28 protein-coding genes are annotated in these 26,830 nt (G+C 66.9%); 16 read left to right on the forward strand and 12 right to left on the reverse strand.

What is annotated here, in order from left to right:
- Window positions 1-95: 95 nt before the first annotated feature.
- Complete coding sequence (locus QNN98_RS11945; RefSeq protein ID WP_283997363.1) at window positions 96-551, forward strand: DUF3817 domain-containing protein; 456 nt, start codon at window positions 96-98, stop codon at window positions 549-551.
- A gap of 48 nt (window positions 552-599) precedes the next feature.
- Here QNN98_RS11945 and QNN98_RS11950 read toward each other — a convergent pair whose 3' ends face one another.
- The 4 genes from QNN98_RS11950 to QNN98_RS11965 are packed head-to-tail and all read right to left on the reverse strand — an operon-like array spanning window position 600 to window position 4,435.
- Complete coding sequence (locus QNN98_RS11950; protein ID WP_283997365.1) at window positions 600-1,928, reverse strand: multidrug effflux MFS transporter; 1,329 nt, start codon at window positions 1,926-1,928, stop codon at window positions 600-602.
- 33 nt (window positions 1,929-1,961) lie between these two features.
- Window positions 1,962-2,807 carry an NAD-dependent epimerase/dehydratase family protein gene (locus QNN98_RS11955; protein ID WP_283997367.1) on the reverse strand — a complete coding sequence of 282 codons (846 nt, stop codon included), beginning with the start codon at window positions 2,805-2,807 and terminating at the stop codon, window positions 1,962-1,964.
- Window positions 2,808-2,811: 4 nt separating this feature from the next.
- Complete coding sequence (locus QNN98_RS11960; protein WP_227926867.1) at window positions 2,812-3,510, reverse strand: type 1 glutamine amidotransferase domain-containing protein; 699 nt, start codon at window positions 3,508-3,510, stop codon at window positions 2,812-2,814.
- A 34-nt stretch (window positions 3,511-3,544) separates the two neighbouring features.
- Complete coding sequence (locus QNN98_RS11965; protein ID WP_283997370.1) at window positions 3,545-4,435, reverse strand: aldo/keto reductase; 891 nt, start codon at window positions 4,433-4,435, stop codon at window positions 3,545-3,547.
- Between the two features lie 118 nt (window positions 4,436-4,553).
- Here QNN98_RS11965 and QNN98_RS11970 point away from each other — a divergent pair, with 118 nt between their 5' ends.
- Together QNN98_RS11970 and QNN98_RS11975 are read left to right on the forward strand one after the other, a co-directional pair.
- Window positions 4,554-4,943 (forward strand): VOC family protein, encoded by a 390-nt coding sequence (locus QNN98_RS11970; RefSeq protein ID WP_227926869.1) that lies wholly within the window; start codon window positions 4,554-4,556, stop codon window positions 4,941-4,943.
- Window positions 4,944-4,964: 21 nt separating this feature from the next.
- Window positions 4,965-6,461: an MFS transporter gene (locus QNN98_RS11975; protein ID WP_283997372.1), complete on the forward strand. Its 1,497-nt coding sequence runs from the start codon at window positions 4,965-4,967 to the stop codon at window positions 6,459-6,461.
- A gap of 74 nt (window positions 6,462-6,535) precedes the next feature.
- On the opposite strand, the gene QNN98_RS11980 is transcribed toward QNN98_RS11975, so the two are convergent.
- A complete protein-coding gene (locus tag QNN98_RS11980) occupies window positions 6,536-6,859 on the reverse strand; it encodes a hypothetical protein (protein ID WP_283997374.1) in 324 nt (107 codons plus the stop codon).
- Between the two features lie 99 nt (window positions 6,860-6,958).
- Between QNN98_RS11980 and QNN98_RS11985 the strand changes: the two genes are divergently transcribed.
- The 5 genes from QNN98_RS11985 to QNN98_RS12005 all read left to right on the forward strand — a co-directional run bounded on the left by QNN98_RS11985 (window position 6,959) and on the right by QNN98_RS12005 (window position 11,363).
- Window positions 6,959-7,315 carry a GntR family transcriptional regulator gene (locus QNN98_RS11985; RefSeq protein WP_227926872.1) on the forward strand — a complete coding sequence of 119 codons (357 nt, stop codon included), beginning with the start codon at window positions 6,959-6,961 and terminating at the stop codon, window positions 7,313-7,315.
- Window positions 7,305-8,276, forward strand: a complete 972-nt coding sequence (locus tag QNN98_RS11990; RefSeq protein ID WP_283997377.1) for a DUF1648 domain-containing protein — start codon at window positions 7,305-7,307, stop codon at window positions 8,274-8,276. Before QNN98_RS11985 ends, QNN98_RS11990 begins: the two co-directional genes overlap by 11 nt.
- A gap of 137 nt (window positions 8,277-8,413) precedes the next feature.
- Window positions 8,414-9,241, forward strand: a complete 828-nt coding sequence (locus QNN98_RS11995) for a (Fe-S)-binding protein (protein WP_283997379.1) — start codon at window positions 8,414-8,416, stop codon at window positions 9,239-9,241.
- A complete protein-coding gene (locus tag QNN98_RS12000) occupies window positions 9,238-10,749 on the forward strand; it encodes a LutB/LldF family L-lactate oxidation iron-sulfur protein (protein ID WP_229959759.1) in 1,512 nt (503 codons plus the stop codon). Before QNN98_RS11995 ends, QNN98_RS12000 begins: the two co-directional genes overlap by 4 nt.
- A complete protein-coding gene (locus tag QNN98_RS12005; protein WP_283997382.1) occupies window positions 10,746-11,363 on the forward strand; it encodes a LutC/YkgG family protein in 618 nt (205 codons plus the stop codon). Before QNN98_RS12000 ends, QNN98_RS12005 begins: the two co-directional genes overlap by 4 nt.
- A gap of 16 nt (window positions 11,364-11,379) precedes the next feature.
- On the opposite strand, the gene QNN98_RS12010 is transcribed toward QNN98_RS12005, so the two are convergent.
- The 3 genes from QNN98_RS12010 to QNN98_RS12020 all read right to left on the reverse strand — a co-directional run bounded on the left by QNN98_RS12010 (window position 11,380) and on the right by QNN98_RS12020 (window position 15,212).
- On the reverse strand, window positions 11,380-12,456 hold the full coding sequence (locus QNN98_RS12010; protein ID WP_283997384.1) for an alpha/beta hydrolase: 1,077 nt from the start codon (window positions 12,454-12,456) through the stop codon (window positions 11,380-11,382).
- Between the two features lie 167 nt (window positions 12,457-12,623).
- A complete protein-coding gene (locus QNN98_RS12015) occupies window positions 12,624-14,363 on the reverse strand; it encodes an L-lactate permease (RefSeq protein WP_283997386.1) in 1,740 nt (579 codons plus the stop codon).
- Between the two features lie 135 nt (window positions 14,364-14,498).
- Window positions 14,499-15,212: a YoaK family protein gene (locus tag QNN98_RS12020; RefSeq protein ID WP_227926879.1), complete on the reverse strand. Its 714-nt coding sequence runs from the start codon at window positions 15,210-15,212 to the stop codon at window positions 14,499-14,501.
- Between the two features lie 184 nt (window positions 15,213-15,396).
- On the opposite strand from QNN98_RS12020, the gene QNN98_RS12025 reads away from it, so the two are divergent.
- Both QNN98_RS12025 and QNN98_RS12030 read left to right on the forward strand, forming a co-directional pair.
- Window positions 15,397-17,142, forward strand: a complete 1,746-nt coding sequence (locus QNN98_RS12025; protein WP_502864728.1) for a gamma-glutamyltransferase family protein — start codon at window positions 15,397-15,399, stop codon at window positions 17,140-17,142.
- Window positions 17,143-17,224: 82 nt separating this feature from the next.
- Complete coding sequence (locus QNN98_RS12030) at window positions 17,225-18,187, forward strand: L-lactate dehydrogenase (protein ID WP_227914312.1); 963 nt, start codon at window positions 17,225-17,227, stop codon at window positions 18,185-18,187.
- Between the two features lie 27 nt (window positions 18,188-18,214).
- On the opposite strand, the gene QNN98_RS12035 is transcribed toward QNN98_RS12030, so the two are convergent.
- Entirely contained in the window at window positions 18,215-18,943 is a 729-nt protein-coding gene (locus QNN98_RS12035; protein ID WP_227926881.1) for a DUF72 domain-containing protein, read from the reverse strand.
- Between the two features lie 121 nt (window positions 18,944-19,064).
- Between QNN98_RS12035 and QNN98_RS12040 the strand changes: the two genes are divergently transcribed.
- The gene (locus tag QNN98_RS12040) at window positions 19,065-19,568 is read left to right on the forward strand and encodes an SRPBCC family protein (RefSeq protein WP_227926882.1); all 504 of its coding nucleotides are present in this window, start codon (window positions 19,065-19,067) and stop codon (window positions 19,566-19,568) included.
- 3 nt (window positions 19,569-19,571) lie between these two features.
- On the opposite strand, the gene QNN98_RS12045 is transcribed toward QNN98_RS12040, so the two are convergent.
- Entirely contained in the window at window positions 19,572-20,246 is a 675-nt protein-coding gene (locus QNN98_RS12045; protein ID WP_227926883.1) for a hypothetical protein, read from the reverse strand.
- A 137-nt stretch (window positions 20,247-20,383) separates the two neighbouring features.
- Between QNN98_RS12045 and QNN98_RS12050 the strand changes: the two genes are divergently transcribed.
- The 4 genes from QNN98_RS12050 (at window position 20,384) to QNN98_RS12065 (ending at window position 23,046) form a co-directional block, all read left to right on the forward strand.
- Window positions 20,384-21,376 (forward strand): LLM class flavin-dependent oxidoreductase, encoded by a 993-nt coding sequence (locus tag QNN98_RS12050; protein WP_227914296.1) that lies wholly within the window; start codon window positions 20,384-20,386, stop codon window positions 21,374-21,376.
- 114 nt (window positions 21,377-21,490) lie between these two features.
- Window positions 21,491-21,973, forward strand: coding sequence for an acyl-CoA thioesterase (locus tag QNN98_RS12055; RefSeq protein ID WP_227914295.1), 483 nt, complete (start codon window positions 21,491-21,493; stop codon window positions 21,971-21,973).
- A 136-nt stretch (window positions 21,974-22,109) separates the two neighbouring features.
- Entirely contained in the window at window positions 22,110-22,655 is a 546-nt protein-coding gene (locus tag QNN98_RS12060; protein WP_229959744.1) for a DUF421 domain-containing protein, read from the forward strand.
- 187 nt (window positions 22,656-22,842) lie between these two features.
- Entirely contained in the window at window positions 22,843-23,046 is a 204-nt protein-coding gene (locus QNN98_RS12065; protein WP_146362594.1) for a cold-shock protein, read from the forward strand.
- Between the two features lie 539 nt (window positions 23,047-23,585).
- Here the strand turns inward: QNN98_RS12065 and glsA are convergent.
- On the reverse strand, window positions 23,586-25,400 hold the full coding sequence (gene glsA, locus QNN98_RS12070; protein ID WP_227914291.1) for a glutaminase A: 1,815 nt from the start codon (window positions 25,398-25,400) through the stop codon (window positions 23,586-23,588).
- Between the two features lie 208 nt (window positions 25,401-25,608).
- Between glsA and QNN98_RS12075 the strand changes: the two genes are divergently transcribed.
- The gene (locus tag QNN98_RS12075; RefSeq protein ID WP_191809052.1) at window positions 25,609-25,812 is read left to right on the forward strand and encodes a cold-shock protein; all 204 of its coding nucleotides are present in this window, start codon (window positions 25,609-25,611) and stop codon (window positions 25,810-25,812) included.
- Between the two features lie 212 nt (window positions 25,813-26,024).
- On the opposite strand, the gene QNN98_RS12080 is transcribed toward QNN98_RS12075, so the two are convergent.
- On the reverse strand, window positions 26,025-26,768 hold the full coding sequence (locus QNN98_RS12080) for a FadR/GntR family transcriptional regulator (RefSeq protein WP_283997396.1): 744 nt from the start codon (window positions 26,766-26,768) through the stop codon (window positions 26,025-26,027).
- Between the last annotated feature and the right edge of the window lie 62 nt (window positions 26,769-26,830).

Below are 26,830 nucleotides of genomic sequence, written 5' to 3' on the forward strand. Positions count from 1 at the left end.
GTCGTGATTGCTGTCCCAAAGCCGGCAGGGGATTCGCCGCGCGCAGGGCCATGCTGACATACTGTTGGTAAATCTCAGCAGAAGGTGGATCCCGCATGACCCCCCGCAAACTTTTCCGGACCGTGGCCCTGGCCGAAGCCGTGACCTGGACACTGCTCCTGATCGGCATGTTCGCCAAATACGTCTTGGACTTTGAAGCCCTCACGCCCATCTTCGGCGGCCTGCACGGCTTCGTGTTCCTGTCCTACGGTGTGGTCACCCTGTTTGTATGGGCTAACCAGAAGTGGCCGGTCCGCACCGGCATCCTCGGCCTGGTGACCACCGTGATTCCGTGGGCCACCATCCCGTTCGAGAAGTCGGTGGACCGGCGCGGCCTGCTGGACGGCGGCTGGCGGATGGCCCCGGGCGGCGAAGAACCCACCAACGCCGTGGACAAGGTCGCAGCCCTGGTGCTGCGCCGCCCGGTAATGGCCGGCGTCGTTGCCCTGGTGGCAGTAGCCGCGGTCTTCACCGTGCTGCTCTACCTGGGCCCGCCCGTTCCCATGGGCTGATCCAGTCGCACCGCTGCCGTGCCGGGACCTAGGCGTTCATCCGGGCCGCTAGGACGCGGGCGGGATGGAAGCGCCCGCACGCGCGGCAGCTCCGGGACGCAGCCGGCGCCGGTTGGGCCGGTTCGAGCTGCCCCCGCGGTAGGCCGTCGTCGCCGTGGCCAAGATGAGCACAATCAGCACGGCGCAGCCAATGATCACCGACACCATGGCCAGGGCGCTGCCGCCCAGGATGCCGACCAGCGGGCTGACAATGCCGGCCAGGCCCACCTGCAGGGCGCCGATCATGGCTGCGGCGCTGCCGGCCATGTGCCCGTAGTCGCTGAGGGCCAGGATCGAAGAGTTCGAAGCGATGAAGCCGTTCATGGCGAGCACCAGCCACAACCCCGCGGTAAGGCCCGCAGCCCCGCCGAATCCGGTCAGCACGATCACCGGCAGCAGTGCGGCCAGTCCCAGCAGCAGGATTACGGCCGCCCGCAGGATGCCCATGGGGGAGTAGCGGGTGACCAGCCAGGCATTAAGCTGCGCGGAAATGACCATGCCCACGCCGTTGATGGCGAACACCAGGGCGTACTGGCCCGGGCTCAGTCCGTAGCCCTCCTGGAAGACAAACGGTGAGCCCACCACGTAGCTCATGATGACGGCCATGCCCAGGCCGGGGATTGCGGCCAGGGCCAGGAACTGCCGGTCGCGCAGCAGGACCCGGAAACCGCTGAACGTACTGGCGCCGCCCTTGGTCCGGCGGCGTGCCGGCGGCAGCGTCTCGGGCATCCAGCGCAGCACAATGACACCGAGCACGACGCCGATCAGGGCCAGGGCGAGGAACACTGCCCGCCAGTTGAACAGCCCGGAAACAGCACCTCCGATGGAGGGCGCCAGCAGCGGGGCCAGGCCGATGATCAGCATCAGCCGGGACAGCATGGCCGCCGCGGTGGAACCGGTGAACCGGTCACGCACCACGGCAAGGGACACCACGCCAGCGGCGGCGTTAAAGAAGCCCTGCAGGAGGCGGAGCACAATCAGGGCGCCGATGTTCGGGGCCACAAAGCACAGCAGTGAAACCACCACGTGCATGCTGATGCCGATGATCAGCGGCAGCCGCCGTCCGAAACGGTCCGAGAAGGGGCCGATGACAAGCTGGCCCACCGCTGCGCCCAGCAGTGTGCCGGAGAGGGTGAACTGGGCCGCCGCTGCGCTGGTGTGCAGGTCTTCGGCAACCTGCGGCAGCGCCGGCAGGTACATGTCCGTGGTCACTGCGGGCAGGGCGGCCAAGGCACCGAGCATCAGGATGTATTTGATGCTGGTGCGGGTACTGACGCGGGAACTGTTTCCGGAAACAGCGGGTGCCGGGCTTCCGGTTTTGGGCGGGGTATCGCTCATAGACACTCCTGGTGCGGTTGCGGTGGAACGAAACTACGGGTGCCGGGTGCCTTCGCCTGCCAGGACCGCGCGGTAGCCGTCCCGGAAGGACGGGTAGGCGAAGTCGAATCCGGTGCTGCTCAGCAGCTCGCTGCTCAGCCTGCGGTTTCCTCCGCGGCTGCTGGAAGCCGGTGCCGCGGCGGGCAGCGCGTGGCCCAGCTCGTCGGCGAGGAAGTGCAGCACGTCGGACATTTCGACGGGCTCCTTATCCACTCCAACATAAATGGGCGCCGGATGTGAAACCCGGGTGGTGAGATGCACTATGGCCGCTGCCGCATCGTCCCGGTGGATGCGGTTGGTCAGCTGGCTGCCGGCGGGTACGACGGCGGTGCCGGCGGTGACGGCGTCAATCAGCCGCGTGCGTCCCGGCCCGTAGATCCCGGCGAGGCGCAGCACCACGGCATCCGGACGCCGGTCATGCAGCAGCTGCTCGGCTTCGAGGATCACGGCTCCGGTGGCCGAGGCGGGTGCGGGCGGGGTGTCCTCGTCCACTTGGCCGCCGTCGGCGTCGCCGTACACCGCGGTGGAGGATACAAACAGGATGCGGGCCGGGCGGACGCCGTCGCGCTCCAGTGCGTCCATTACATTTGCAGTCCCCTCCACATAGGCGGCGCGGTAGGCGGCTTCGGTGCGTTCCCCGGCTGCAACGGCAATCACGACGACGTCGGTGCCGGCGGGGATACGCGGCAGTTCGCCGGTGAGGTCAGCAGCCTGGCCGGTGATGGCCGCCGGCAGATTGCCGGGGGAGCGGCGCCAGCCAAGCACGGAGAAGCCGGCCGCAGCGAACCGCAGGCCGGCTTCCGTGCCCAGATCGCCGCAGCCGGCGATCAGGACTCTCATATGGTTACTCGGCCAGGGCGGAGATGACGGCCTTGGCCACATCTTCGCTGGACTGGGGGTTCTGACCGGAGATGAGGTTGCGGTCGCGGACCACGTAGCTGGTCCAGGCCGGGCCGGTCTCCACTACGGCGCCCTTGTTGCGCAGGACTTCCTCCACGAACCAGGGGGTGTTCTCGCCGGTTCCGCCGTTCAGCTCTTCCTCGTCGGTGAAGACGGTGAGCTTGCGGCCGGAGAAAATGAAGCCGTCCTCGGTTTCGGCGGCCAGCAGGCCTGCCGGGCCGTGGCAGAACGGGGCAATGATCTTGCCGGCGGCGTCAGCTTCACGAAGGATCCGGCCCATGTCCTTATCGAACGCGAGGTCTGCCATGGGGCCGTGACCGCCGGGCATCACCACGGCGTCGTATTCCGACACATCGGCGTCGGCGAGCACCAGCGGGGAGGACAGCTCAGCGTCGATGAAGGCGATGTACTGCGTGAACGCGGCGGCCTTTTCGGCGCTGCCCGCGGACTCGGGGGCCAGGGACACCTGGTCCACGGTGGGCTTCACGCCACCCGGGGTGGCGATGCGGACGGTGTGTCCGGCCTCGCGCAGCACCCGGTGGGACTCGGCGAGCTCTTCGGCCCAGTAGCCGGTGGGGTGTTCGCTGCCGTCCTTCATGGTGAGGGAATCGGCGGCGGATACGACCATCAGGATGTTAGCCATGCGTTGTTTCTCCTTTGCTTGGCGGAAATGTAAGTTACTTGGCCGGCGCTGCGGCAGCGCCGGCGGCGTCGAGTTCGGCGAACGTCGCGTCGTCGAGCGAGATGTTGGCAGCACCCAGGTTGTCTTCAAGGTGTGCGATGGAGCCGGTGCCCGGGATCGGCATCATGACGGGGGAGCGGCGCAGCAGCCAGGCCAGGGCCACCTGCGAGGTGCTGGCGTTCAGGCGCTTGGCTGCCTCATCCACGGGACCGCCCTGCTTCGCCAGCTCGCCGGCGGAAATGGGTGCCCACGGGATGAAGCCGATGCCGTTGTCCTCGGAGTACTTCAGCACGTCCTCGGAGGAACGGTCGGTGAGGTTGTAGCGGTTCTGCACCGTGGACACGGTGAAGAACTTGGCGGCTGCTTCCAGATCCTCGACGGAGACCTGGGACAGGCCGAGGGCCTTCACCTTGCCCTCCTGCTGAAGGTCCCGCAGCACGGCGAACTGCTCGTCGCGGTCCACCTTGGGGTCAATGCGGTGCAGCTGCAGCAGGTCCAGGGACTCGACCTTCAGCTTGCGCAGCGACAGTTCGGTCTGCTGGCGCAGGTACTCCGGGCGGCCCACCGGAACCCAGACGTCCGGTCCGGTGCGGACAAAGCCCACCTTGGTGGCAATGCGGACGCCGTCCGGGTAGGGGTAGAGCGCTTCGGCAATGATCTCTTCGCTGATGTTCGGACCGTAGGAGTCGGCCGTGTCGATGAAGTCGACGCCCAGTTCGACGGCGCGGCGCACCACGTCGACGGCGGTGCCGCGGCTCTCGGGTTCACCCCATACACCGGGTCCCACAATCCGCATGGCTCCGAAGCCCAGGCGGTGTACGGTGCCGAGGTCCTTGAGGTCGATGGTGGGGGGCAGGGCGGGTGAATTTTCCGTCGTATCAGTCATGTAAGGCCCAACACGGCGCGCCACCGGGTTTATTCCTCAGCAGCCTTACAAGGCACGCGGACACGTCCTGTCCGCAAGGAGGGTTCCGGTGCGGCACCGGCCGGTTTAGCTTTGCCCGATGGACTGGAAAATTGAGCTTGTGCCGGTGCCCGTGTCCGACGTCGACGCCTCCAAGGCCTTCTATGTGGACCAGGTGGGTTTCACTCCCGACTTTGACGAACGGGTCGACGAAAGCCTGCGCTTTGTGCAGCTGACCCCTCCCGGTTCGGCCTGCTCGGTGGTGATTGGGCCTGGTACCACGGACATGGTCCCCGGTACCCAGCGGATCCAGGTGGTTGTGCCCAGCGCCGCCGACGCCCGCCAGCACCTGGTGGACCACGGCGTGGCAACCAGTGACATCACACCGCTGGACTGGGGCACGTTTGTGTACTTCAGCGATCCGGACGGCAATCAGTGGTCGCTGCAGGAACTGCCGGCCATTCCGCCCACCCTGCCGTCGGAGACGTAAACCAACCGCTTGACCTCAAGCGTGCTTGAGCCTGTTGACTTCGAGCAGCAGCCATCGATTTCAGCACCCAAGGAGCACCGCTTGCAGGCCGAACGCCCCGAAAACTCCCCGTCCCAAAACCCTGCGCCCCAAGATTCGCTGCCCGGCACCGACGCTGCCGGAACCGGGCCGGGCTTCTGGTCGCGCCGCTACCTCCCGACCACGGTGGGCCTGTTTACCCTGGCCTTCCTGTTTGCCTTCGAAGCATTGGCCGTGGGCACGGTCATGCCCGTGGTTGCCGCTGAGCTGGACGGCCTGTCCCTTTACGGGCTGGCCTTCGGCGCGCCCATGGCCACCGCCGTCGTCACCATCGCCCTGGCCGGAGGGTGGACGGACGCCCGCGGCCCCGCCCCGGCGCTGCGGGTGGGCGTAGTGCTGTTCTCGGCGGGACTCATTGCCGCGGCCCTGTCGCAGTCCATGCTGATGCTGGTCCTGGGCCGGTCCCTGCAGGGGCTGGGCGCCGGGCTGGCGGGCGTGGCCATGTACGTGGTGGTTGCGCGCGCGTATCCGCACTCGATGCGGGCCCAAGCCTTTACCGTGATCAGCAGCGGCTGGGTGTTTCCCGCACTGGTAGGGCCCGCGATTGCCGGTTTCCTGAACGGGCTTCTGGGCTGGCGGGCGGTGTTCGCCGTGGCTCCGCTCCTGGCGGTGACGGCGTACGCCGGCCTGGCGCCGGTGCTGCGGAAAATGCCGGGCACGCTGCGCTGGCAGCCCGATTACCGGCGGACGGCCTGGGCGCTGCTTGCGGCGGCGGGCGTCCTCGGCATCGGCCTGTCGGGCGCGGGGAGCGACGGCGCAGCCACCGGCCTGGCGCTGCTGCCCGCCGGGCTGTGCGCGGCGGCGGTGCTGGTGGCCGGACCGCGGCTGCTGCCGCCGCGGACCTGGACGCTGGGACGGGGACTGCCGGCAGTCATTTCACTGCGCGGCTTGGTGGGTGCGGCGTTTGCCGGGGCGGAGGCGTATCTGCCGTTGGCCCTGTATGAGCACCGGGGATTCAGCCCCACGCAGGCAGGACTGCTGCTGACCGTTTCGGCAGTCGCCTGGTTCGGCGGGTCCCTGGCCGCAGCCAACCTGGCGCTGCTGGGGAACAAGATTGCCCGGGTCCGGCTCGGCGCGCTGCTGATGGTGGCGGGTATTGCGGTGACGGCCCTGTGCATCAATCCCCAGGTCAGCATTGTGCTGCCGGTCCTGGGCTGGGCCGCGGCCGGCGCCGGCATGGGCATGGCCTTTCCCACCCTGTCCGTGCTGGTGCTTGACTACTCGGATGAGGGCCGGGAGGGCGGCAACAGTTCCTCGCTGCAGGTCAATGACAATCTTGTGCAGGCACTGTGGCTGGCCTTGGGAAGCGTGGCCTTTGCGGCGCTGTTCCCGGTGGCCCCGCTGGCTGCCTTCGTTGGCGCGTTCGCCAGTGCCGCGGCGCTGGCGGCCGGTGCGCTGGTCCTATCCGGAAGGCTCGGACCGCGGCGCCCGGCCGCCTGATGGCCAGCTGCCTGAGGGCCAGCTGCCTGAGGGCCAGCTGCCGCGACGCCGCGTTGCTCAAGAGGCAGTTCGTCCTATAGCTGGGCGGCTACCGCCTGCAGCACGTCGGTGACGTCGGACTTGCCCTGGCCGTAGTCGAGCAGTGTGGTGGGGACCTGCGGCGTGCTGGTGGCCAGGACCCGTGTGTTGCCGGCGTCCAATGGTTCGAAGGTGAGCACAATGTTGGCCCCGAAGGTTTTCCAGTTGGTTGCGGCGGACATTTCCGCGCGGTCGGCCCAGATTCCGGTGACGGTCATCCGCGGCAACTGGAAGGCGGCCCGTTCGACGGCGGGAGGCAGTGCGGCAGCCGGTGCGGCAACCACCATTTCACCGCGTGCCCGTGCCCGTTTGGATGTCACGTTGAGACTGATCGTTTTTGAATTCCCCATATTCGTCATGCGACAGAGAATAGCGCAAACATAAAAAGTGAGTTGTTCTAGTTGTAGTAGAATAACTTCATGCTGATGAAAGTGGACGCCTCCAGCGACCAGCCGCTCTTTGAGCAGCTGGCCGCCTCGATCCGTGCGGACGCCGCAGCCGGACGCCTGCAGCCGGGCGAACGGCTGCCCACCGCGCGGGACGTCGCGGAGTCGCTCGGCGTCAACGTGCACACCGTCCTGCACGCCTATCAGGAGCTGCGGGCGGAGGGCCTGATCGAGCTGCGCCGCGGGCGCGGCGCAGTGGTGACTGAAGCTGCCGCGCCGCTCGCCGCCCTGCACACCGATGTCCTGGCCCTGGTGGCCAAAGCCCGGGATCTGGGCCTGTCGCCGGAAACCCTGTCCGCCTACGTAAAGGAAATTGCCCATGAACGCTAGTGCCTCTGCCCGACGCCGTTTCCTGCTGGTGGCCCTGGGAGTTCCCGCCGTCGTGGTGGTCATTGCCCTGGCCCTGCAGCTTGCAACCCTGCCGTCCCTGCCGGACCCCGTGGCTATCCACTGGGGCGTGCAGGGGCCGGACGGTTTTGGCTCACCGTGGTCCACTGTGCTGTTCACCGTGCTGCTGGGAGCGGGTATTCCGGCCCTGATGGCAGGCACCAGCATGCCGGGCTACGCGGACAACGGACCGAGCTACCGGTTCCTCGGCGCCGCGGTCCCTGCCATCACCACCATGCTCTGCACCCTGCTTACCTGGACCCAGCTGATGCAGGCCGGGCTCTCCGATGCCCGGCAGGCCCCTGGGGTGGGACTGCCGCTGCTGTACTCCCTGCTTGCCGGACTGGCAGTGGGAGCGGTCTGCTGGCTCGTGCAGCCCAAAGCACAGCAGCGGCCCGCCGCCAGCCCGTCCGAGCCACTGCCGCTGGCTGCCGGTGAACGCGCCGTGTGGTTCCGCGAGACCAGCCTGTCAAAGCCCGCCCTGCTGCTGATCCTGGGGGCGGTCACTGCGGCCGGCGCCGGGGCGGTCATCGGGTGGCTGTGGGCGGAGCCGGAGCTGGCCTGGACAATGACCGGCCTGACCATAGTGCTCCTCGCCGCGGCCACCGCCACAGCATTCCGGGTGCGGGTGGACGGCAGCGGCCTCACAGCGGTCTCCGTGGCCGGTTTTCCCCGCTTCCATGTTCCGCTGGCGGAGATTCGGGATGCCGAGGCAGTTACCGTTTCCCCCGTTGCCGAGTTCGGCGGCTGGGGCCTGCGGTGGGTGCCCGGACGGTTTGGCGTGGTGCTGCGCAGCGGTCCGGCCCTGCAGGTGAACCGCGTCACCGGCCGCCAGTTTGTGGTCACGGTTGATGACGCCGGCACCGCCGCCGCGCTGCTGCAGGCCCTCACCGCCCGCACTTAACGCAGCAAGCAGGGCAGGGACTACCCGGTTTCGCGCACGACAAACAGGCGCGAAACCGGCGTCAGGCATACCAATGCGGGGGAGTATGTTTGAAGATGGGCAGAACCCGAAGGACCGGCTCGGCCGAAAGGCAACCAATGAAGATTGCACTCTTTGCCACCTGCATTGTGAACGCCATGTATCCGTCCACTGCCCGCGCCACGGTGTCCATCCTCGAGCGGCTCGGACACCAGGTGGTGTTCCCTGCAGGCCAGGGCTGCTGCGGGCAGATGCATCTGAACTCGGGGTACTTCCCCGAGGCGGTGCCGGTCGTCCGGAACCACGTGGAGGCGTTTGAGGCGGAGGACTACGACGTCGCAGTGGCACCTTCCGGTTCCTGCGTCGCCTCCGTGAAACACCAGCACGCCATGCTCGCCCGCGCCATCGGCGACAAGGACCTGGAAGCCCGCGCCACCGCCGTCGGCGCGCGCACCTATGAACTGTCCGCCCTGCTCACCGATGTCCTGGGCGTGACGGATGCGGCCGCGCAATTGGGGTCCTGGTATCCGCACCGGATCACCTACCACCCGAGCTGCCATGGAATGCGGCTGCTGCGGCTCGGTGACCGGCAGGCGAACCTGCTGCGCACCGTCGAAGGCCTGGAACTGGAACCCCTGCCGCAGGCGGATCAGTGCTGCGGCTTCGGCGGAACCTTTTCCCTCAAGAACGCCGATGTGTCCTCGGCCATGCTGGCGGACAAAGACGCGAATATCTCCGCCACCGGCGCGCAGCTGTGCACCGGCGGCGACGCATCCTGCCTGATGCACATCGGCGGCGGGCTATCCCGGGAGGGCAGCAGCATCGCCACCCTGCACTTCGCCGAGATCCTTGCCAGCACCCGCGAGGACCCGGCACCGGCACCGGACGCGCTCCGGAAGCCGGCCGGGAGCACCGCCGGCAGCATCGCGGAAAGGGCCCGGAGATGAGTTCCACCTATCTGGGCATGCCTGCCCTGCCGGCCTACGGGCAGGGCAACCTGCACGCCACGGAGGCGTTCCCGGCCGCGGCCCAACGGGAACTGGGCAACACCCAGCTGCGCGCCAACCTGGGCCACGCCACGCACACCATCCGGGACAAGCGGCTGCGCGTGGTGGCCGAACTGCCGGACTGGGAAGAACTGCGCAATGCCGGCGCCGCCACCAAGGCCTCGGTCATGGCGCGCCTGCCCGAACTGCTGGAGCAGTTCGAAGCGAACTTCACCGCGCGCGGCGGGACCATCCACTGGGCCCGGGACGCTGCCGAAGCCAACCGGATTGTGCGGGACCTGATCCGCGACGCCGGCGCCGACGAAGTGGTCAAGGTCAAGTCCATGGCTACCCAGGAAATCGGCCTGAACGAATACCTCGAAGAGCAGGGCATTGCAGCCTTCGAAACCGATCTGGCTGAACTGATTGTCCAGCTGGACCACGACAAGCCCAGCCACATCCTGGTGCCGGCCATCCACAAGAACCGCAGCCAGGTGCGTGATATTTTCCTGCGCGAGATGCCCGGCGTGGACCCGGACCTCACCGACAACCCGGCCCGGCTGGCAGAAGCCTCCCGTATGCACCTGCGCCGCAAGTTCCTCTCCGCCAAAGTGGCCATCTCCGGCGCGAACTTCGCCATAGCCGATTCGGGGACGCTCGGCGTCGTCGAATCCGAAGGCAACGGACGGATGTGCCTGACGCTGCCCGAAACCCTGATCACCGTTATGGGGGTGGAAAAGCTGCTGCCGTCCTTCCAGGACCTGGAAGTGTTTATGCAGCTGCTGCCGCGATCCTCCACGGGGGAGCGGATGAACCCGTACACCTCGTTCTGGACCGGAGTCACCAAGGGGGACGGACCGCAGGACGTGCACCTGGTGCTGCTGGACAACGGCCGCAGCGCCGCGCTCGCCGATGAGATGGGGCGGTCCGCCCTGCACTGCATCCGCTGCAGCGCCTGCATGAACGTCTGCCCGGTTTACGAACGGACCGGCGGACACGCCTACGGGTCCACCTACCCGGGGCCCATCGGCGCCATCCTGTCTCCGCTGCTGACCGGCATCACCTCGGAGGAAAACGCTTCGCTTCCGTACGCGTCGTCCCTGTGCGGTGCCTGCTACGACGCGTGCCCGGTGAAGATCAACATTCCGGAGATCCTGGTCCACCTGCGGTCCGTGGACGTGGAGAGCCGCCGCGGGAAAGCGGCCGGGAAGAAGAAATTGCCCGGGCAGATGGACGTGGCCATGAAGGCCGCCTCCTGGGCCATGGGGTCCGGGCGCCGGATGGCACTGGTGGAAAAGGCGCTGCCGCTGGGACAACTGGCGGCGGGGCCGGACAAGAAGATCAAGAAACTTCCCGGCATTGCCGCCGGGTGGACACAGAGCAGGGACCTCCCGGCGCCGCCTGCCCGGTCCTTCCGGGACTGGTGGGCGAAGGAACGCGGGAACACATCGTCGAAAGAGAAGGCATGAGCGCCCGTACGGAGATTCTGGACCGGCTGCGGTCGGCCCTTCATGATGCGCCGGCAGCTCCGGACATCCCGCGGAACTACCGGCACGAGTCCGGTAAGGCTGAGGACGAACTCATTGAACTGCTCAGCGACCGGCTGGTTGACTACAAGGCGGGAGTCAGCGTGGTGGACGAGGCCGGGGTGCCCGTCCGTGTGGCGGAGCTGCTGGCGGGAGCTCCCTCCTACGTGGTTCCGGAAGGGCTGGATGAACGCTGGACGGCGCAGGCGCCCGGGCGAATGGTGGACTCCGCGGAGGACCCGCTTTCCGTGGCGCAACTGGATGCTGCCGGTGCCGTGGTGACCGGCAGCGCTGCCGCCGTGGCCGAGACCGGCACCATCATCCTGGACGGCAGTCCGGACCAGGGCCGGCGTGCTATTTCCCTGATCCCGGACCACCACATCTGCCTGGTCCGGGCCCGGGACATCACCGGAGTGCTGCCCGAGGCATTGCGCCGGCTGGACGCCACCCACCCCCTGACCTGGATCAGCGGGCCCAGCGCCACGAGCGACATTGAGCTGGAACGGGTGGAAGGCGTACACGGGCCGCGGACCCTGGACGTGGTGATTATCCGCTGAGCGCCGCGGCAGGAGCCTAGGCGCTGATTTTCTCCCTCACCGGCTGCCGGTATAGCCGGCTGGGGGACTGCGCCTGCGCCGTCGGCCGGGTGACGGTGTCCAGGAACCGGACCGTTTCCTGCAGCGTCTGGCGGGCCTCCGGCCGGTCCAGCCGGAACTGGTATTCGTGGCCCAGCGCCGGGCGGTAGTCCCTGGGCCAGAAGCGGCGGGTCACTGGGACCCCAAGTTCTTCCAGCCGGTCGGCCAGCGGCAGGGACTGGTTCTCGGTCAGCGGATCACTGTTGCCGGCGGCTATGTAGGCGGGCGGGAACTTCCCGTTGGCGTGCTCGAAGATGGACATGTGCCCTGCTGCCTCGGTGGCAGCCCAGTCCTTTGACCCGGTATAGGACCAGAGGGCCTTCTTCAGGCCCCACCCGAAAGTGCCGGTGAGCCGGGCCACGGATTTGAAGTCGTACAGGCCGCAGTTCAGCACGATCCCACGCAGGTGTTCCGGGGCGGCGGCGGGGACTATGCCAGTGAGTCGCGCGTAGTCCGGATTGGTGATGCCCAGGGCCAGCTGGGCTGCGAGCTGGGCTCCGGCGGAGTCGCCTGCCAGGACAATCCGGTCCGGGTCCAGGCCGTACTTCTGCGCATGTTCGCGCAGATAGCCCAGGGCGGAGTTCAGTTCCCGCACGGCCGTAGGATAGCAGGCCTTGGGGGAAATGGTGTAGCCAAGCCCGACGACGGCGTACCCGTAGCCTGCCAGAACCCGCAGGTAGGGCTCCACGTCTTTCTTGGAACCGGAGATCCAGGCACCTCCGTGGACCCAGACCACTACGGGCAGCGGCGCGCTCGCCGACGCGGGCAGGAAAAGGTCCAGGGAGGGGTTCACGGCGGAGCCGAGGTACCGCAGTCCCATGTGGCTGGTGACGCTGCCCCGCGGAAGGTGCAGGACCGGCCGCGAGGGCTGCATTTTGCCGGCGCCGGAGAAGACTCCGCGGATCAGCATGGCAGAGGTTCGGGGATCCCAGTGCAGGGCAGCGGCGGCAGCTGTTCCAGCAGCGGCGGCCGCCCCGGCCAACACCACCGCTGCCTTCAGCGACAGGAACTTCACGCTTTTTAAGTTAGGACCTGCCGAAGCACCGTTTTTTCGAAGTTCGCCGCCAGCGATGGCTTCCAGCCGGGCAACGTGCCGGAACTCATACGAAGGTGTCGCCCCGGCCACGGGAAGGGGGAAGGCGGGCAGGGCTCAGCAGTGAAGAGCTCGCAGCAGTGAAGAGCCTAGGGCAGCATCCACTCCAGGACCGGCGTGGACTGGAGATAGACCAGGATGCACATGGCCAGGAGTAACAGTGCGCTCCACCCCACCACCTTGCGCAGCAGCACGGATTCCTGGCCGCTCATGTTCACCGCGGCGGCACCGATGGCAAGGTTCTGCGGACTGATCAGTTTGCCCATCACGCCGCCGCCAGTATTGGCGGCGACCAGCAGCTGGGGATTCAGGCCCGCTTCGATGCCTGCCGTCTGCTGCAGCTTGGCGAACAGGGCGTTGGCGGACGTGTCGGACCCGGTCACCGCCGTGCCGATCCAGCCCAGCACGGGGGACAGGAAGGCAAAGAAGGGACCTGCGGCCGCCAGCCAGGTGCCGATCGAGACGGTTTGGCCGGAAAAGTTCATCACGTAGGCCAGGGCCAGGACCGCCAGGATGGTCAGCGCGGCCGAACGCATCCGCACCGCTGTAGTGCCGATCTCCCGCAGGGCCGCCCCGATGGACAGCGGATACCGCCCATCCTCGTTGAACCGCGAATAAACCAGGGTGACAATCAGCCCGGTGATCAGCAGGAGCGTGCCGGGGCTGATCAGCCACTCGAAAGAGTAGATGGTGGAGGACTGGCGCTGCCCGCTGCTGTCCAGCAGCGCGTCATGCAGCACCGGCCAGGGGATCTTGATGACGGTCTTCGCCAGGGCCTCGGGCACGTTGACGCCCCAGGTCCACAGGTTCACGAAGCCGAACACCACAATCACGGCAACGTATGGAAACAACGCCATCCAGGCGCGGGACGGGGTCAGCCGGTCCGTTGCGGTGTCATGGGCCGAGGTCTGCACAGCGGCTGCCGCGCCGGACCCGGCCGCAGTCCAGCCGCTGGCCCGCGCCTCCTGAAGTTCCGCGTTCATCCGCCGGCCCGCCTCGGCACCGTTGCGGGGATGCCAAAAGCGCAGGAACCCCACCGCTGCGAGCATCGCCACCAGAGAAGACACAATGTCGGTGAGCTCGTAGGAGAAGTAGTTGGAGCACAGGAACTGGAAAATCGAGAACACGACGCCGGTAAACAGTGCCACCGGCCAGCAGTCCCGCAGGCCCCGCCGCCCGTCCAGGATAAAGAGCAGGATCAGCGGCACAAACAGGGCAAGGACAGGTGTCTGCCGTCCCACAATGGAGCCCAAATCTTCGCCGGTGTAGCCGGTCAGGTTCGCCGCCGTGGTGATGGGAATGGCCAGGGCGCCGAAAGCCACCGGCGCGGTGTTGGCCACCAGCACCGCCGACGCCGCCCGGATGGGGGCAATCCCCAGCGCCAGCAGCATGGTCACCGTGATGGCCACCGGAGCGCCGAAACCGGCCAGGGCCTCCAGCAAACCGCCGAAGCAGAACGCCACCAGGATGGCCTGGACCCGCAGGTCCCCGCCGCCTATCGCATCGAATACCCGCCGCAGGTCCTCGAAGCGGCCGCTGAGCACGGTCACCTGGTACAGCCACACGGCCATCACGATGATCCAGACCACCGGGAACAGGCCGAAGGCGGCGCCCTGCGTGGCCGAGAGCAGCGCCAGTCCCAGCGGCATGCCGAACCCGAACACTCCGACGGCGAGGGCCACCAGCAGCGCCCAGGCCCCGGCCACGTAGGCCCGGGTTTTGGCAAAGGCCAGGAGCAGGAAAAACGTCAGCAGGGGCAGCAAGGCCACAAGGGCTGAGAGGGCTACGCTGTTGGCTACCGGATCCGTGCTGGGAGTGAAGCTCTCCATGGACACCTCGCGTCAGTCCGCTGGGTGGAGAAAGCATGCAAGCGTCCATTAAGCGTACGGCGGTGCCTCCGGCAGGCAACCCCCGGGAAGGGTGCAGTAGTGCTCCCAGGCCGGAATGCGCCCACGCGTCCGGTGTCAGCCCGCAGGCAGTTCCTCGCCCGCGCCGCTGCGCTCGCGGTGGTGCCGAACGTAGCCGGCGGCTGCCACGCTGATGGAAATCAGCGCCGAGATGACCAGCCCCAGCCAGACGCCCACGTTCAGGGCCGCCGCTCCCGCCACGGCGCCCAGCATGATCAGCGCGATGGCCAGCATGCGACGGACCCAGTACTGGCTGTTGCCCCCGGCCAGCCGGGAATCGGAGGCGAGGCCCGTGATGGTGGACGTGACCACCACCGTGGTGATCTCGGCGACCTTCAGGCGCTTGGCCGTGGCGGCCTGGACGCCCATGGCGGCGGCGAGGGCCGACGTCGTAATGCTGCCCAGGACCCGGTCGCCCTGGACGTCGAATACCAGGGTGAAGACGGCGAGGACGGTAATGAAGCCGGCCACCACTACGAGCGAGACGGACGTACGGCGGGACCAGCCCTCCGGGCCCCCGCGCAGCATGCGCCCGGCCAGGGCGGCCCCGAGCATAAAGAACACCAGCGCCAGGGCCGGGCGCAGGATGGGCAGGTCCGCGCCCCCGGCGAAGGCCATGCCCAGCAGCACCACGTTGCCGGTCATGTTGCCGGTGAAGACCCGGTCCAGCCCCAGGTAGCCGACGGCGTCCACCACCCCGGTGGAGAACGTCAGGGCCAGCATCAGCCATAGGTGCACGCGTTCGGTGGGCACGTCGTTCAGGCGCTTCACTGGCGGGCTGTCTCCTTAGGCAGGGACCGGCACATAGACAGAACCGGGGGCTGAAACTCCGATTGTATTCAAAAGCCGGCGGTGCAAGGATGCCACTACCCATCCCCGGCTGAAAGTGACATCCGTGAGCTATACGGCGCCTGCATCCTTTACCACCCGTCCAACGCTGCAGGGCCGTTTTGGCATGAGCGCCTCCACGCACTGGCTGGCCACCGGTTCGGCGCAGGCCGTCCTGGAGCGCGGCGGCAACGCCTTTGACGCCGCGGTGGCGGCGGGGTTTGTGCTGCATGTTGTGGAGCCCCACCTCAATGGCCCCGGCGGTGACCTGACCGGTATTTTCGCGACTGCCGGGAATCCGGGCGAGCCGGTGGTGCTGATGGGGCAGGGGCCGGCCCCTGCGGCAGCCACCAGGGAGCACTACCTTGCCGAAGGCCTGGAACTGGTCCCGGGGGCAGGCGGGCTGGCCGCTGCGGTTCCGGCCGCCGTCGACGCCTGGCTGCTGCTGCTGCGTGACCACGGCACCTGGGAGCTGGCCGACGTCCTGGCATTCGCGGTGGATTACGCCCGCAACGGGCATCCTGTCCTGGGCCGGGTTGGGGCCACCATTGAGGCGGTGGCGGAGCTGTTCACCGACCATTGGCCTACCTCCGCCGCACAGTGGATGCCGGAAGGCCGGCCACCCCGGGAGGGGGAAACCATCCGCAACGAAACCTACGCAGCGGTGCTGGACCGGCTCGTGGCGGCCGGGTCCGGTAACGCCACCCGTGCGGGCAGGATTGACGCTGCCCGGAGGGAATGGCGCGAAGGCTTCGTGGCCCGCGCCGCCGCGGACTTCCTCTCAATACCGCACCGGCATTCCTCCGGAACCGACCACGCCGCGGTCATTACACCCGGGGACTTCGCCGCGTTCAGCGCCGGCTACGAACCTGCCGTCACCTTCGAATTCCGCGGCTGCACCATCGCCAAGACCGGCGCCTGGGGCCAGGGCCCGGCATTGCTGCAAACCCTGGCCATCCTGGCCGGCTTTGAGGATGAACGGCTGGACCCCTCAACCGAGCTGGGCGCCCACACCATCTTGGAAGCGCAGAAGCTGGCCATTGCGGACCGGGAAGCGTACTACGGGGATGCAGACGTTCCTTTGGATTTCCTCCTAAGCGAGGACTACGCAGCCGCGCGCCGGACCCTTATCACTGACACGGCTTCCGGCGAGTTCCGGCCGGGCACGGTGCCCGGGCACAGCCCCTTTGTCCCCCCGCTGCGTACTGAGTACCGTCCGCCGGCCGACGGCGGCCGGGAGTTCGCCGGCGTCGGCGAACCAACGGTGGCGCCCACCGGCGAGACGCGCGGGGATACCTGCCACATCGACGTCGCCGACCAGTGGGGGAACATGGTGTCCGTGACCCCGTCCGGCGGCTGGCTGCAGTCCTCACCCACCATCCCGGAGCTGGGGTTCTGCCTGGGCTCGCGGCTGCAGATGACGTGGCTGGAAGAAGGGGCGCCGTCCACCCTGACACCGGGCAAACGGCCGCGCACCACCCTGACCCCTACCCTGGTGCTGCGGGACGGGCAGCCGGTGGCCGCCCTGGGTTCCCCGGGCGGGGACCAGCAGGACCAGTGGCAGCTGCTGTACCTGCTGCGGACCATAGTGGGCGGTTACACGCCGCAGCAGGCCATTGACGCACCGGCCCTGCACACCACGTCCATTCCCGGTTCGTTCTGGCCGAGGACCTGGACTCCCGGCGGAGCGGTGGTGGAGGACCGCCTGGGCGAGGACGTCATTGCCGGGCTCGAAGCCCGCGGCCATGTGGTCACCCGGGCGGGGGACTGGGCGCTGGGACGGCTGTCCGCGGTGACCCGCGCCCCCGGAACCGGCCTGCTGCAGGCTGCGGCCAATCCGCGCGGAATGCAGGGATATGCAGCCGGGCGCTGACCTTGCCGTGCACGCCGTTCCGTTCGGCGGTGCGCCCGCCTAATGTGGGGGCATTCCTTCCTATTGTGAGCGAGGCGTGAGAATGGCAAACATCACCACCCGACCCGTCACAAAACTCGGCATTGTGGGTGCCGGAAGCGTGGGCACCTCCCTGGCCTACGCGGCGATCATCCGGGACACCGCTCGGGAGATCGCCATTTATGACATTGACGCTGCCAAGGCCGAAGCCGAAGCCCTGGACCTCGCCCACGGTACGCAGTTCACCGGAGCCAGTACCGTCACCGGCGGCGGCAACATCGAGGCCCTGGCCGGGGCCGACGTCATCGTTATTACTGCCGGAGCACGCCAGCAACCGGGCCAGAGCAGGCTGGACCTGGCCGGCACCAACGTCCGGATCCTGGAGAAACTGATCCCGCAGCTGATGGCCCAGGCCCCGGACGCCGTCTACATCCAGGTGACCAACCCGGCCGACGTGCTGGCCGTCGCAGCACAGAAGATCGGCGGGCTGCCGCGCAACCGGATCTTCTCTTCCGGCACCGTGCTGGACACCTCGCGGCTGCGCCTGCTGCTGGCACGTGAGGCGCACGTGCTGATGACCAGCGTGCACGCCACCATCATCGGCGAGCACGGCGACTCGGAATTCCCGGTCTGGTCCAACGCGACCATCGGCCCGGTCCCCATCCGGGAATGGAAGGTCAGCGGACGGCAGGTCTTCACAGAGGAATTCCTGGCAGCCGCGACCAACGAGGTCGTCAACGCCGCCTACAAAGTGATCGAAGGCAAGGGCGCCACCAACTACGCCATCGGCCTGGCCGGCGTGCGGATTGTGGAAGCTGTGCTGAACGCCGAGAACGCCGTGCTGCCGGTGGCGGCCATGCTGGACGGGGAGTATGGAATTAGCGGCGTAGCGCTGTCCCTGCCGTCCGTCGTGGGCCACAACGGCGTTTACAAAATGCTGGAAATGCCGCTTGACGGAGCCGAAACCAAGAAACTGATGGACTCGGCAGAAACCCTGCGCAACACGCTGGCCTCGCTGGGCATCTAGCCCTCCGGCGTCCAAGGATGTCGGAAATCACATTTGGATGAGTTCGCGCAGCCGCCAGGCGTTGCGCACGGCGTGCCCCTCGCCGTCGTTGTTGAAGTAGGCATAAACATCCTTGCCCATGGCATCCCATTCCCGGATCCGCTCGGCCCACCACCGCAGGTCTGCCTCGGAGTAGGAACCGGCGTACAGGTGTTCCGGGTCGGGTCCGTGCAGGCGCACGTAAACGAAATCTGCGGTGGCGCGCAGGGTGCAGGGCAGGTGGGCTCCGCTCATCACCGTGTAGGCCGCTCCATGCCGCTCGAGTAGCCCGAAGACGTCCTCGGTGTTCCAGCTCTCGTGCCGGAACTCCACCGCCACCCGGATGTCCTGCGGCAGGTGGGCCAGGACGTAGTCCAGCCGCTCGTCGTCGCGCTCCATGTCGGGGGACAGCTGGAACAGCAGCACACCGGCACGGTTCCCCAGCGCCTGGAAGCAGCGGTCAATGCGTCCCAGCCATTCATCCGGATCCCGCAGCTTGCGGGCGTGGGTGAGTCCCCGCGGGGCCTTCACGGAAAAAACGTAGCCCTCCGGCAGCCGGTCCCGGTAGGCAGCGAAGGCTTCTTCGCGGGGCCAGCGGTAGAAGCTGCCGTTCAGTTCCACGGTGTCGAATTCCTCCGCGTACTTTTCCAGCCAGACGCGTGCCGGTACGCCCTTCGGATACAGCACGTTCCGCCAGTGGTTGTAGGCCCAGCCCGAAGTTCCGATATGGATGCTCACATCATCCAACCTAACGGCTGGCTCCGGACCCCGGCGGGATTGTGCCCGCCGGGCCGGGGTTCCACACTGGAGGAAGACCCATTCGCGCCGCTTACCGTCCCGGTGCCGCTAGGAGCGCCCCATGGATGACGAGCTTCCCGACGACGGGGTGGACTTCCTGCACATGGTGCGGGATCTGCCTTCCGCCCCCGCTGCCATCTACTCAGCCTGGCTGGACCTTTCCCGGATTACGTCCTGGTGGGGAGCCGAGGGTTTTGTGGTTCCACCGAACCGTATCTCGGCCCAGCAGCGGGTGGGCGGCGATTACCAGGCCTGCATGGTCAATGCCGTCACCGGGGACGAACTCTGGTGGAGCGGCCAGTACCGGATCCTGGATCCGCCGCACAGTTTGGAGGTCACCCAGCAGTGGCGGCAGCCGGACGGGGTGCCGGCCGGTCCCCTGCGGGTGATCAACGTTCAGCTGCAACCCCTGGCAGCAGGTGAGGACCATGCGCTTACCCGCATGACGTTCCGCGAAGGTCCCTTCGAGCCAGGCTCGGAATTGGTCGGACACGAGAGCGCATGGAGTGAAGCCTTCCACCGGCTGGCCGGTTACCTGGCCCGGCAACAGGAACCAGCGGAATAGGCATCAGCCGGTGGTGGCAGCACGGACAGCCTCCACGGCGCCCGCTGTCATCTCATCGGCCAGCGAGAGTACGTCGAACATGCCGGTCCGTTGTTCATCCCGGCTCAAGGCATGGACCTGGGTTCCGGTGCCGTCCGGTCCGGGAACGGCGAACACCAGAACAACTGGCCGGAACTTCAGGTGCACGACGGCGTCCTGATGCCGCCATGCATGCCCGGTGGCCGGGCGGTACGCACGGCCCAGTTCCACCAGCACGCTCTCACCTATTCGGGAAGCCGCAGCGCCGGGGGAGGGGAAGGCCCGGACCACGGCGTCCAGCACCTGTTCCGGATGTTTGGGCGACGGCCAGCTTTCCTCCTGCCCGTAGCGTTCCCGGGCGAGGGCAAGCATATGCTGTTGCGGCAGAGCCAGCGGCCGGCGCAGCCGATTGGCGAGCACTACGGTCGCGAAGGTCCACGTGCCCCACCAGATCACGGACTGCAGCACCCTGACCGGATGCCATGGGTCATCTTCCGGAAGAAGGCCCAGCAGCAGCCAGGTGGCCGCCGCACCGAGAAAGCCGAGGGCCTTCCGCCTGAACGGTGTGAAGAACAACACCAGGCGGGACAGCAACGGCAGGTCCCGCACCGGTTTGGCCGGCCCGGCAGGGGACAGGGGGTGCTTCTGAGACTGGGACATGGCGGGAGTGTGCCACGGTTCACGGCGGCGGAGAACCGTGGTCCGTCCCGGATGAAATAAGCCGGAGGCCCGCGCGGTTGCATCTACCGTGCCCGGACAAACAGCCGGACACGCACGCAACTGAAAGGCAAGCCCCCATGACTGTCCCGCTCTCCATTCTCGATCTCGCCATCATCGATGAGGGCGAGAGCGCGCGTGATTCCTTCGCTTCCTCGCTGGCACTGGCCCGGGAAGCGGAAAAGCTGGGTTACACCCGCATCTGGTACGCCGAGCACCACAACATGCCCACTATCGCCTCGTCGGCCACCAGTGTGCTGATCGGCTACATCGCTGCGCACACCGAAAGCATCCGGCTCGGCGCCGGCGGCGTGATGCTGCCCAACCATGCGCCGCTGACCATCGCCGAGCAGTTCGGCACCCTGGAAACCCTGTTCCCGGGCCGCATCGACCTGGGTCTGGGCCGCGCCCCGGGCAGTGACCAGAAGACCATGCGCGCCCTGCGCCGGGACCCCATGTCATCGGACAGCTTCCCGCAGGACGTCCAGGAACTGCAGGGTTACCTGACCGGCAACACCCTCATCCCGGGCATCCACGCCACGCCGGGCACCGGCACCAACGTGCCGCTGTACATCCTCGGGTCCTCCCTCTTCGGCGCCAAGCTGGCCGCCGCCCTGGGCCTGCCGTACTCCTTCGCCTCGCACTTCGCTCCGCAGGCGCTGCAGGACGCCGTCACCATTTACCGGCGCGACTTCAAGCCCTCGGCCCAGCTGGCCGAGCCGTACGTGATTGCCGGCGTGAACGTGGTGGCCGCGGAAACCAGCGAAGAAGCGCAGCAGATGTTTGCCGATTCCCAGCGCCGCCGGGTAACCCAGCTCTTCGGCCGCGACCGCACCTTCACCGATGAGGAAGCGGACGCCATCCTGCAGTCCCCGGGCGGACAGCAGGTCAAGCAGATGGGCCGTTACTCCGCCGTGGGCAACCCCGAAGAAGTACGGGATTACCTGGACTGGTTCACCGGGCACGCCCAGGCAGACGAGCTGATCGTCGCCACGCAGACCGCCACCCTGGAAAGCCGTCTGCGGTCCTTCCAGCTGTTGGCCGAAGCCGCAGCACTGCCCGTTAGCGCGTAGGCAGCGTAAGAAAGGCGGGCAGGTTCTTCCTGCCCGCCTTTCGCATGCCCGGCTGCGCGCATCCCCGTGCCCGGCTCGGCCGGGCGCCCGCCATGCTGTGCTAGAGATGGGGGGATGAGTTCCAACTCCCACACCGCACCTGCCGCCATCCACTGCTCCGTTCCCATGCGATGGGGAGATATGGATGCCTACGGCCACATCAACAACGTGCAAATAGTGCGCATGCTCGAAGAGGCGCGTGTCCACGCTTTCGGTCCTCCCGGCGGCACAGGCGGGCCGGGTAACGCACCGGCCGTGCCGCTGTTCACGGATGTCCCGGCCGGCACGCAGTCGCTGGTGGTTGAACACCGCATCCGGTACGTAGCCGAGCTGACCTACCGGAACATCCCGGCCGACGTCGACGTCTGGATCAGCGCGCTCAAGGGCGCGAGCATCACTCTGGGCTACGTGATCTCCGATCCGGTGACGTCAAAGCCCTGTGTGCGGGCAGAGACAACACTGGCGTTTGTCGACGGTGCCACCGGCGCCCTGCAGCGGCTGACGCCTGCTCAGCGCGAGCTGGCTGCCGCGCATATGGGGGAACCGGTCTTTCCCTGACCGGCGGGTAGTCACGGAGTGCCTCGCCAATAGGGGGCTCCGGCGGTGTAAGGGCAGGTGCCGCCTTATATGCGGCACCGCCGCGGCGCTAGCATCTCAGGAACCGCTGCGGATACCGCGAATAAGGAGATGCGCCGTGTGGCATAGCCTCGGCATTACCCCCGTAGAAGCGCTTTGGGTTGTTCTGGGGGCCGTAGGTATCTACGCGGCCTTCTACCTTATGGTCAGGGCCTTCGGCCTGCGTGCGCTGGCAACCTGGTCAACGCTGGACAAGGCCGTGGTGATCGCCCTCGGCTCGTTGCTTGGCCGTGTGGTCCTGGGGTACACCACCACCCTTGCGGCCGGCGTTGTTGGCCTGGCCACCCTGTTCGCCATGCTGCGGCTGGAACGTTGGGTGCGGGAAAAGGACAGCGGGTTCCTGTCCAGCAACCCGATCCTGCTGATGGCCGGCAGCGAAGTGCTCCAGGACGGGCTGAAGAAAGCCCGCGTCGTGGAGGACGAGCTGTACTTCAAACTGCGGGCCGCGGGCGTTCGGAACCTCAATGAAGTGGCCGTCGCCATCTTGGAAACCACGGGCGACATAACCGTGCTTAGGCGGGGCCAACGTATCGATCCTCTGCTGCTGCGGAGGGTGCCGAACCGTCACTTGATACCCGCGGACCTGATGCTGCCGGGCCAGTGATCAGGGCCCGGTTTGGACTTATCCCAAAGGTCGTGTAGGCTGAAACGCAGTTGTTGTGTTGCGCATTTTGTATTTCAAGCGGCGAAACCAAACGGTCTAGCTGCTTTTCTGTAAAAGCGGTAAAGGAACACCGCGACTGAAACCTCCCGAAAGTCGGGATGCGTTTCAATGCAGAAGGAATATTAAAATGGCTACAGGTACCGTGAAATGGTTCAACTCCGAAAAGGGCTTCGGCTTCATTGAGCCCGACGACGGCAGCGCCGACGTCTTCGCTCACTACTCCGCTATCAACTCCAACGGCTACAAGTCGCTGGACGAGAACCAGAAGGTTAGCTTCGACACCGAGCAGGGCCCCAAGGGCCCGCAGGCCTCGAACATCCAGGCCCTCTAATTTCTTAGAGACTTTGTAACGGCTTCACTGCCGTAACAGCCTAAAGCAGGACGGGTTCGCCCGTCCTGCTTTTGCGTTAACTACGGTCCCGCAGTGCGGGGCGACGCCGCGCTGACTGGTGCTGCAGTGCTACGGGCGGGCTGTCCGCGACTGGGGTGTGCCGCCATCGGGCTGCCGGCGGGAGCGGTGCACCGGAACCGCGGACCCTTTCCCCGGTGCCCGACGGCGGCACCCTGGTTCCCGTGGGCCGCAGCGGGATTGTGCAGACGGTGGAGTGGAAACCGCTGATGGCCGCCCTCGGTGTCCACGCGCCGTCACCGGCCAGGACACCCACCTTTCCCGAGCCCGGAGGTTCTGCTGCCGGGTTGGGTTTTTCCTGACGGTTTTGGTTTCTGCTGCCGGTTTAAACGGGCAGCAGAACTTCAAAGGGTCAGCAGATTTACTAACCGGGCGATATTCCAGGCCGGGACTCCGCCCGGGTTCGTTGCCGTCGTCCCGGACGCCGGAACCGCGCCCCTTCCCCCGGAGACCGGTACGACTCAGTCCCGGATCCGCACGGCAGCCTCGCGCAGGTACTGCTCCACCCGCGTGTACGCGTCCTGGGTCAGCGCCTTCCACAGGTTCATGCTCAGCACTGGGTCCTTCGCGGCCAGTTCTTCAATGGCCTCGGCAGTCAGCACCTTCAGTTTCAGTGGCCCCGCAGCTTTGACCGTAGTTTCCTGCCGCTTGTCCTCACCCATCGCCATTTCGCCGAAGGTCATTCCGGGGCCCAGCGTTGCCAGCTTCACGCGGCTGCCGTCGGGGCCCGGCATGGACGTGGTGATGTGCCCGGAGACAATGAAGAACACTCCGCCAAAACGCTGGCCTACCCGCCGGACCACGTCGCCGTCGTCGAACTCGCGGTCCTCCATCATGTCCTGCAGCATCCGGGCGTCATTCTCGTCCAAGGGGCTGAGCGCGGGGGAGTCCGCCGGTTCTATGCTGTCCGGCAGCACCAGTTCGGTGCCGTACCCTTCCAGCAGTTTGTTCTCGCTCCATTCAATGGCGGCCGAGCGGGTGGTGAAGGAAGCTGTTTCCCGGCCCAGCTCCTCGAGCGCAGCGGTTACCGAGCCTTCGATGTCCACCAGGGCCAGTTCGCGTCCGTCCCGGCGCAGCATGTCTTCGGCCTCGGCAATCAGCCGGATGGCGACGTCGGACACCTCGTCTACGCTGCGCAGATCGGCGACCACCAGTTCGACGTCGTCGTTCAGTTCGCTCAGTGCCCGCACCATGGACTCGGCACCGGCAAAGAGCAGGTCCCCGTTGAGTTCAATCACCTGCACGCGGTGGCCGTGTCCGGCCAGGATCTCCGCGGCCTCGTCCGTGCGGCGGATGCCGGAGGGGGTGGCCGTGATGTCATACACGGCGCGGATGGCCGAACGGCCGGTGCGTGCAGCACGGACAAAGTGCAGGCCCAGGTCATGGGACAGCCGCTGGCTGACAGCCACGCCGCGGACGCTGTTGCCGTGGGCGTCCAGGGGCGGGGAGTAGACGGCCAGGCCCACCTGCCCCGGCAGGACCGCCAGGATGCCGCCGGCCACGCCGGACTTGGCCGGCATCCCCACGCTGCTGATCCAGGAGCCGGCGTCGTCGTACATGCCGCACGTGGTCATCACCGACAGGACGCGTTCCACCGAGACGAGGTCCAGGACCTCTTCCCCGGAGAGCGGGTGCCGGCCGCTGTTGGCCAGGGTGGCAGCCATCAGGGCCAGATCGCGGGCGTTCACCATGACCGAGCACTGACGGAAGTAGTCCTTGATGATCGGTGCCGGGTCGGATTCGATGATGCCGAAGGAGCGCAGCAGGTAGCCCAGGGCGGTGTTGCGGTGACCGGTGCGCAGTTCGGACGTGTAGATGCGCTGGCTTACGGACAGCTCCCGGCCGGCGAAGGCGGAGTATGTGTCCAGGATCCGCTTGAAGCGGGTCCGGCCGCCGGAGCCTTTCACCAGCGAAGTGGCGGTGAGGGCGCCGGCATTGATCATGGCGTTGGCCGGCCTGCCGGTTCCTTCTGCCAGGGAAATTTCGTTGAATGAATCCCCGGAGGGTTCCACGTCCACTTTCTCGTCCACGGCGTCCATGCCCAGGTCCGAAAGGGCCAGACCGTAGGTGAAGGGCTTGGAAATGGACTGGATGCTGAATTCCTCGCGGGTGTCACCCACTTCGTAGACATAGCCGTCCGCGGTGGCCAGTGCAATCCCGAAGCTGTTCGGGTTCACCTTGGCCATGGCGGGTATGCCGCTGTACGGGGCGCCGTCCTTCAGCCCGGCCAGTTCAGCGTGGATCCTGCGGAGGTAGTGCTCAATGGGGGAGTCCATACTTCCACCCTAGGGGCTTCCGGAGGGGTGACTCGGCAGGGGCCCCGTTGTATACTTTTAGCAGTTGCGGTGTTGCGCAATATGTAAGTTCAAGCGGCGAAACCCAGATCCAGGGCCAGCCGCTTTTTCTGTAATTTGCCACCACGGACACCGCAGCATGAAACTCCCCGACGGTCGGGGCTGGTTTCGTTTAGAAGGATGATTAAAAATGGCAACAGGTACCGTGAAATGGTTCAACGCTGAAAAGGGCTTTGGCTTCATCGAACCCGATGATGGCAGCGCCGATGTTTTCGCCCACTACTCCGCTATTAACGCCAGTGGCTACCGGTCTCTCGAAGAGAACCAGAAGGTTAGCTTCGACACCGAGCAGGGCCCCAAGGGTCCGCAGGCCGTCAACATCCAGCCTGTCTAACTAGACTTACGGGTCCGTTTCACGGGCCGGCGTGAATCGAAAGCAGGGCGGGAGAAATCCCGCCCTGCTTTTTACGTTCCTGCGGTTAAGGGTGCGGATTTTCCTCAGTACTTATCCATCCCGGTCCGGTCAGCCGCACCGGGACCAGCAGTTCCAGCGAGAGCAATCTCACTCCGTGGGCTGGGCGCCCGGGCCGGAATCGGGGACCACGGCTACGCCGAACGGTGCAGGGCGCTTTCGAGCAGCTCCAAGTCAATCCGGGCGTGTTCGCGTCCGAGCCGCTCGGCATCGGAGGAGCGCTGATCCGTAATCGCGGACACGAGGAGCTCGTGGTCGCGGAGCGCCCGTTCTTCCATGTGCCGCATGCCCGCAGCATCCCCCCACACGTGGGATGGAGCAGCAATGCTGACGCGTGCCTCCACCTCCTGGAGCACGGACTGCAGGGTGGCATTGTGGGCTGCGGCACTGACCGCCAGGTGCAGCAGCCCGTCCGCCCGCTGGGACTCCAGGCCCGAGGCAGCTGCACGGAACGCGTTCAGGCTCTCGTTCAGCACAGCGATATCCTCAGCCGTCCGGTTTTCCGCTGCTGCCCGGCAGATGGTTCCCTGCAGCAGGGACACCGCTTCGCAGGTATCCCGCAGTGCTTCCCACCGGCCGGAAAGGATCCGGCGGACGGCCGGGCCGGAGGAAGCATCCGGGCCTTCGTCCCGGACAAAGGATCCGCCGTTCCGGCCGCGCTGGGTCCGCAGCAGCCCCTGCTCCACAAGCCGGGCGATGGCCGCGCGCACCGTCATCCGGCCAACCTGCAGCGAGGACGCCAGTTCCCGTTCAGCCGGCAGCTTGGAACCGGCAAGGTACTCGCCGATGGCGATGGCGGTGATCAGGCGGTCCACTATTTCGTCCACCCGGGACGAGCTCTCAAGCGGCGTGTCCAGACCGCTGACGGTACCGGTCATTGCAGTCCTCCTGGTCAGCCGCTAACAGCCTTCGGACGAAGCGGCGTCGGCGCGTAACAAAC

Source organism: Arthrobacter sp. zg-Y1143, assembly GCF_030125565.1.
Lineage (GTDB): Bacteria > Actinomycetota > Actinomycetes > Actinomycetales > Micrococcaceae > Arthrobacter_B.

Coding starts and splice junctions, on each gene's coding strand:
- QNN98_RS12050 (WP_227914296.1), top strand. CDS start 20,384: ATGACTGTCCCGCTCTCCATTCTCGATCTCGCCATCATCGATGAGGGC.
- QNN98_RS12005 (WP_283997382.1), top strand. CDS start 10,746: ATGAGCGCCCGTACGGAGATTCTGGACCGGCTGCGGTCGGCCCTTCAT.
- QNN98_RS11950 (WP_283997365.1), bottom strand. CDS start 1,928: ATGAGCGATACCCCGCCCAAAACCGGAAGCCCGGCACCCGCTGTTTCC.
- QNN98_RS11995 (WP_283997379.1), top strand. CDS start 8,414: ATGAAGATTGCACTCTTTGCCACCTGCATTGTGAACGCCATGTATCCG.
- QNN98_RS12030 (WP_227914312.1), top strand. CDS start 17,225: ATGGCAAACATCACCACCCGACCCGTCACAAAACTCGGCATTGTGGGT.
- QNN98_RS12000 (WP_229959759.1), top strand. CDS start 9,238: ATGAGTTCCACCTATCTGGGCATGCCTGCCCTGCCGGCCTACGGGCAG.
- QNN98_RS12065 (WP_146362594.1), top strand. CDS start 22,843: ATGGCTACAGGTACCGTGAAATGGTTCAACTCCGAAAAGGGCTTCGGC.
- glsA (WP_227914291.1), bottom strand. CDS start 25,400: ATGGACTCCCCCATTGAGCACTACCTCCGCAGGATCCACGCTGAACTG.
- QNN98_RS12075 (WP_191809052.1), top strand. CDS start 25,609: ATGGCAACAGGTACCGTGAAATGGTTCAACGCTGAAAAGGGCTTTGGC.
- QNN98_RS11970 (WP_227926869.1), top strand. CDS start 4,554: ATGGACTGGAAAATTGAGCTTGTGCCGGTGCCCGTGTCCGACGTCGAC.
- QNN98_RS11945 (WP_283997363.1), top strand. CDS start 96: ATGACCCCCCGCAAACTTTTCCGGACCGTGGCCCTGGCCGAAGCCGTG.
- QNN98_RS11955 (WP_283997367.1), bottom strand. CDS start 2,807: ATGAGAGTCCTGATCGCCGGCTGCGGCGATCTGGGCACGGAAGCCGGC.
- QNN98_RS12055 (WP_227914295.1), top strand. CDS start 21,491: ATGAGTTCCAACTCCCACACCGCACCTGCCGCCATCCACTGCTCCGTT.
- QNN98_RS11965 (WP_283997370.1), bottom strand. CDS start 4,435: ATGACTGATACGACGGAAAATTCACCCGCCCTGCCCCCCACCATCGAC.
- QNN98_RS12040 (WP_227926882.1), top strand. CDS start 19,065: ATGGATGACGAGCTTCCCGACGACGGGGTGGACTTCCTGCACATGGTG.
- QNN98_RS11990 (WP_283997377.1), top strand. CDS start 7,305: ATGAACGCTAGTGCCTCTGCCCGACGCCGTTTCCTGCTGGTGGCCCTG.
- QNN98_RS11960 (WP_227926867.1), bottom strand. CDS start 3,510: ATGGCTAACATCCTGATGGTCGTATCCGCCGCCGATTCCCTCACCATG.
- QNN98_RS12015 (WP_283997386.1), bottom strand. CDS start 14,363: ATGGAGAGCTTCACTCCCAGCACGGATCCGGTAGCCAACAGCGTAGCC.
- QNN98_RS12045 (WP_227926883.1), bottom strand. CDS start 20,246: ATGTCCCAGTCTCAGAAGCACCCCCTGTCCCCTGCCGGGCCGGCCAAA.
- QNN98_RS12025 (WP_502864728.1), top strand. CDS start 15,397: ATGAGCGCCTCCACGCACTGGCTGGCCACCGGTTCGGCGCAGGCCGTC.
- QNN98_RS12080 (WP_283997396.1), bottom strand. CDS start 26,768: ATGACCGGTACCGTCAGCGGTCTGGACACGCCGCTTGAGAGCTCGTCC.
- QNN98_RS11985 (WP_227926872.1), top strand. CDS start 6,959: ATGCTGATGAAAGTGGACGCCTCCAGCGACCAGCCGCTCTTTGAGCAG.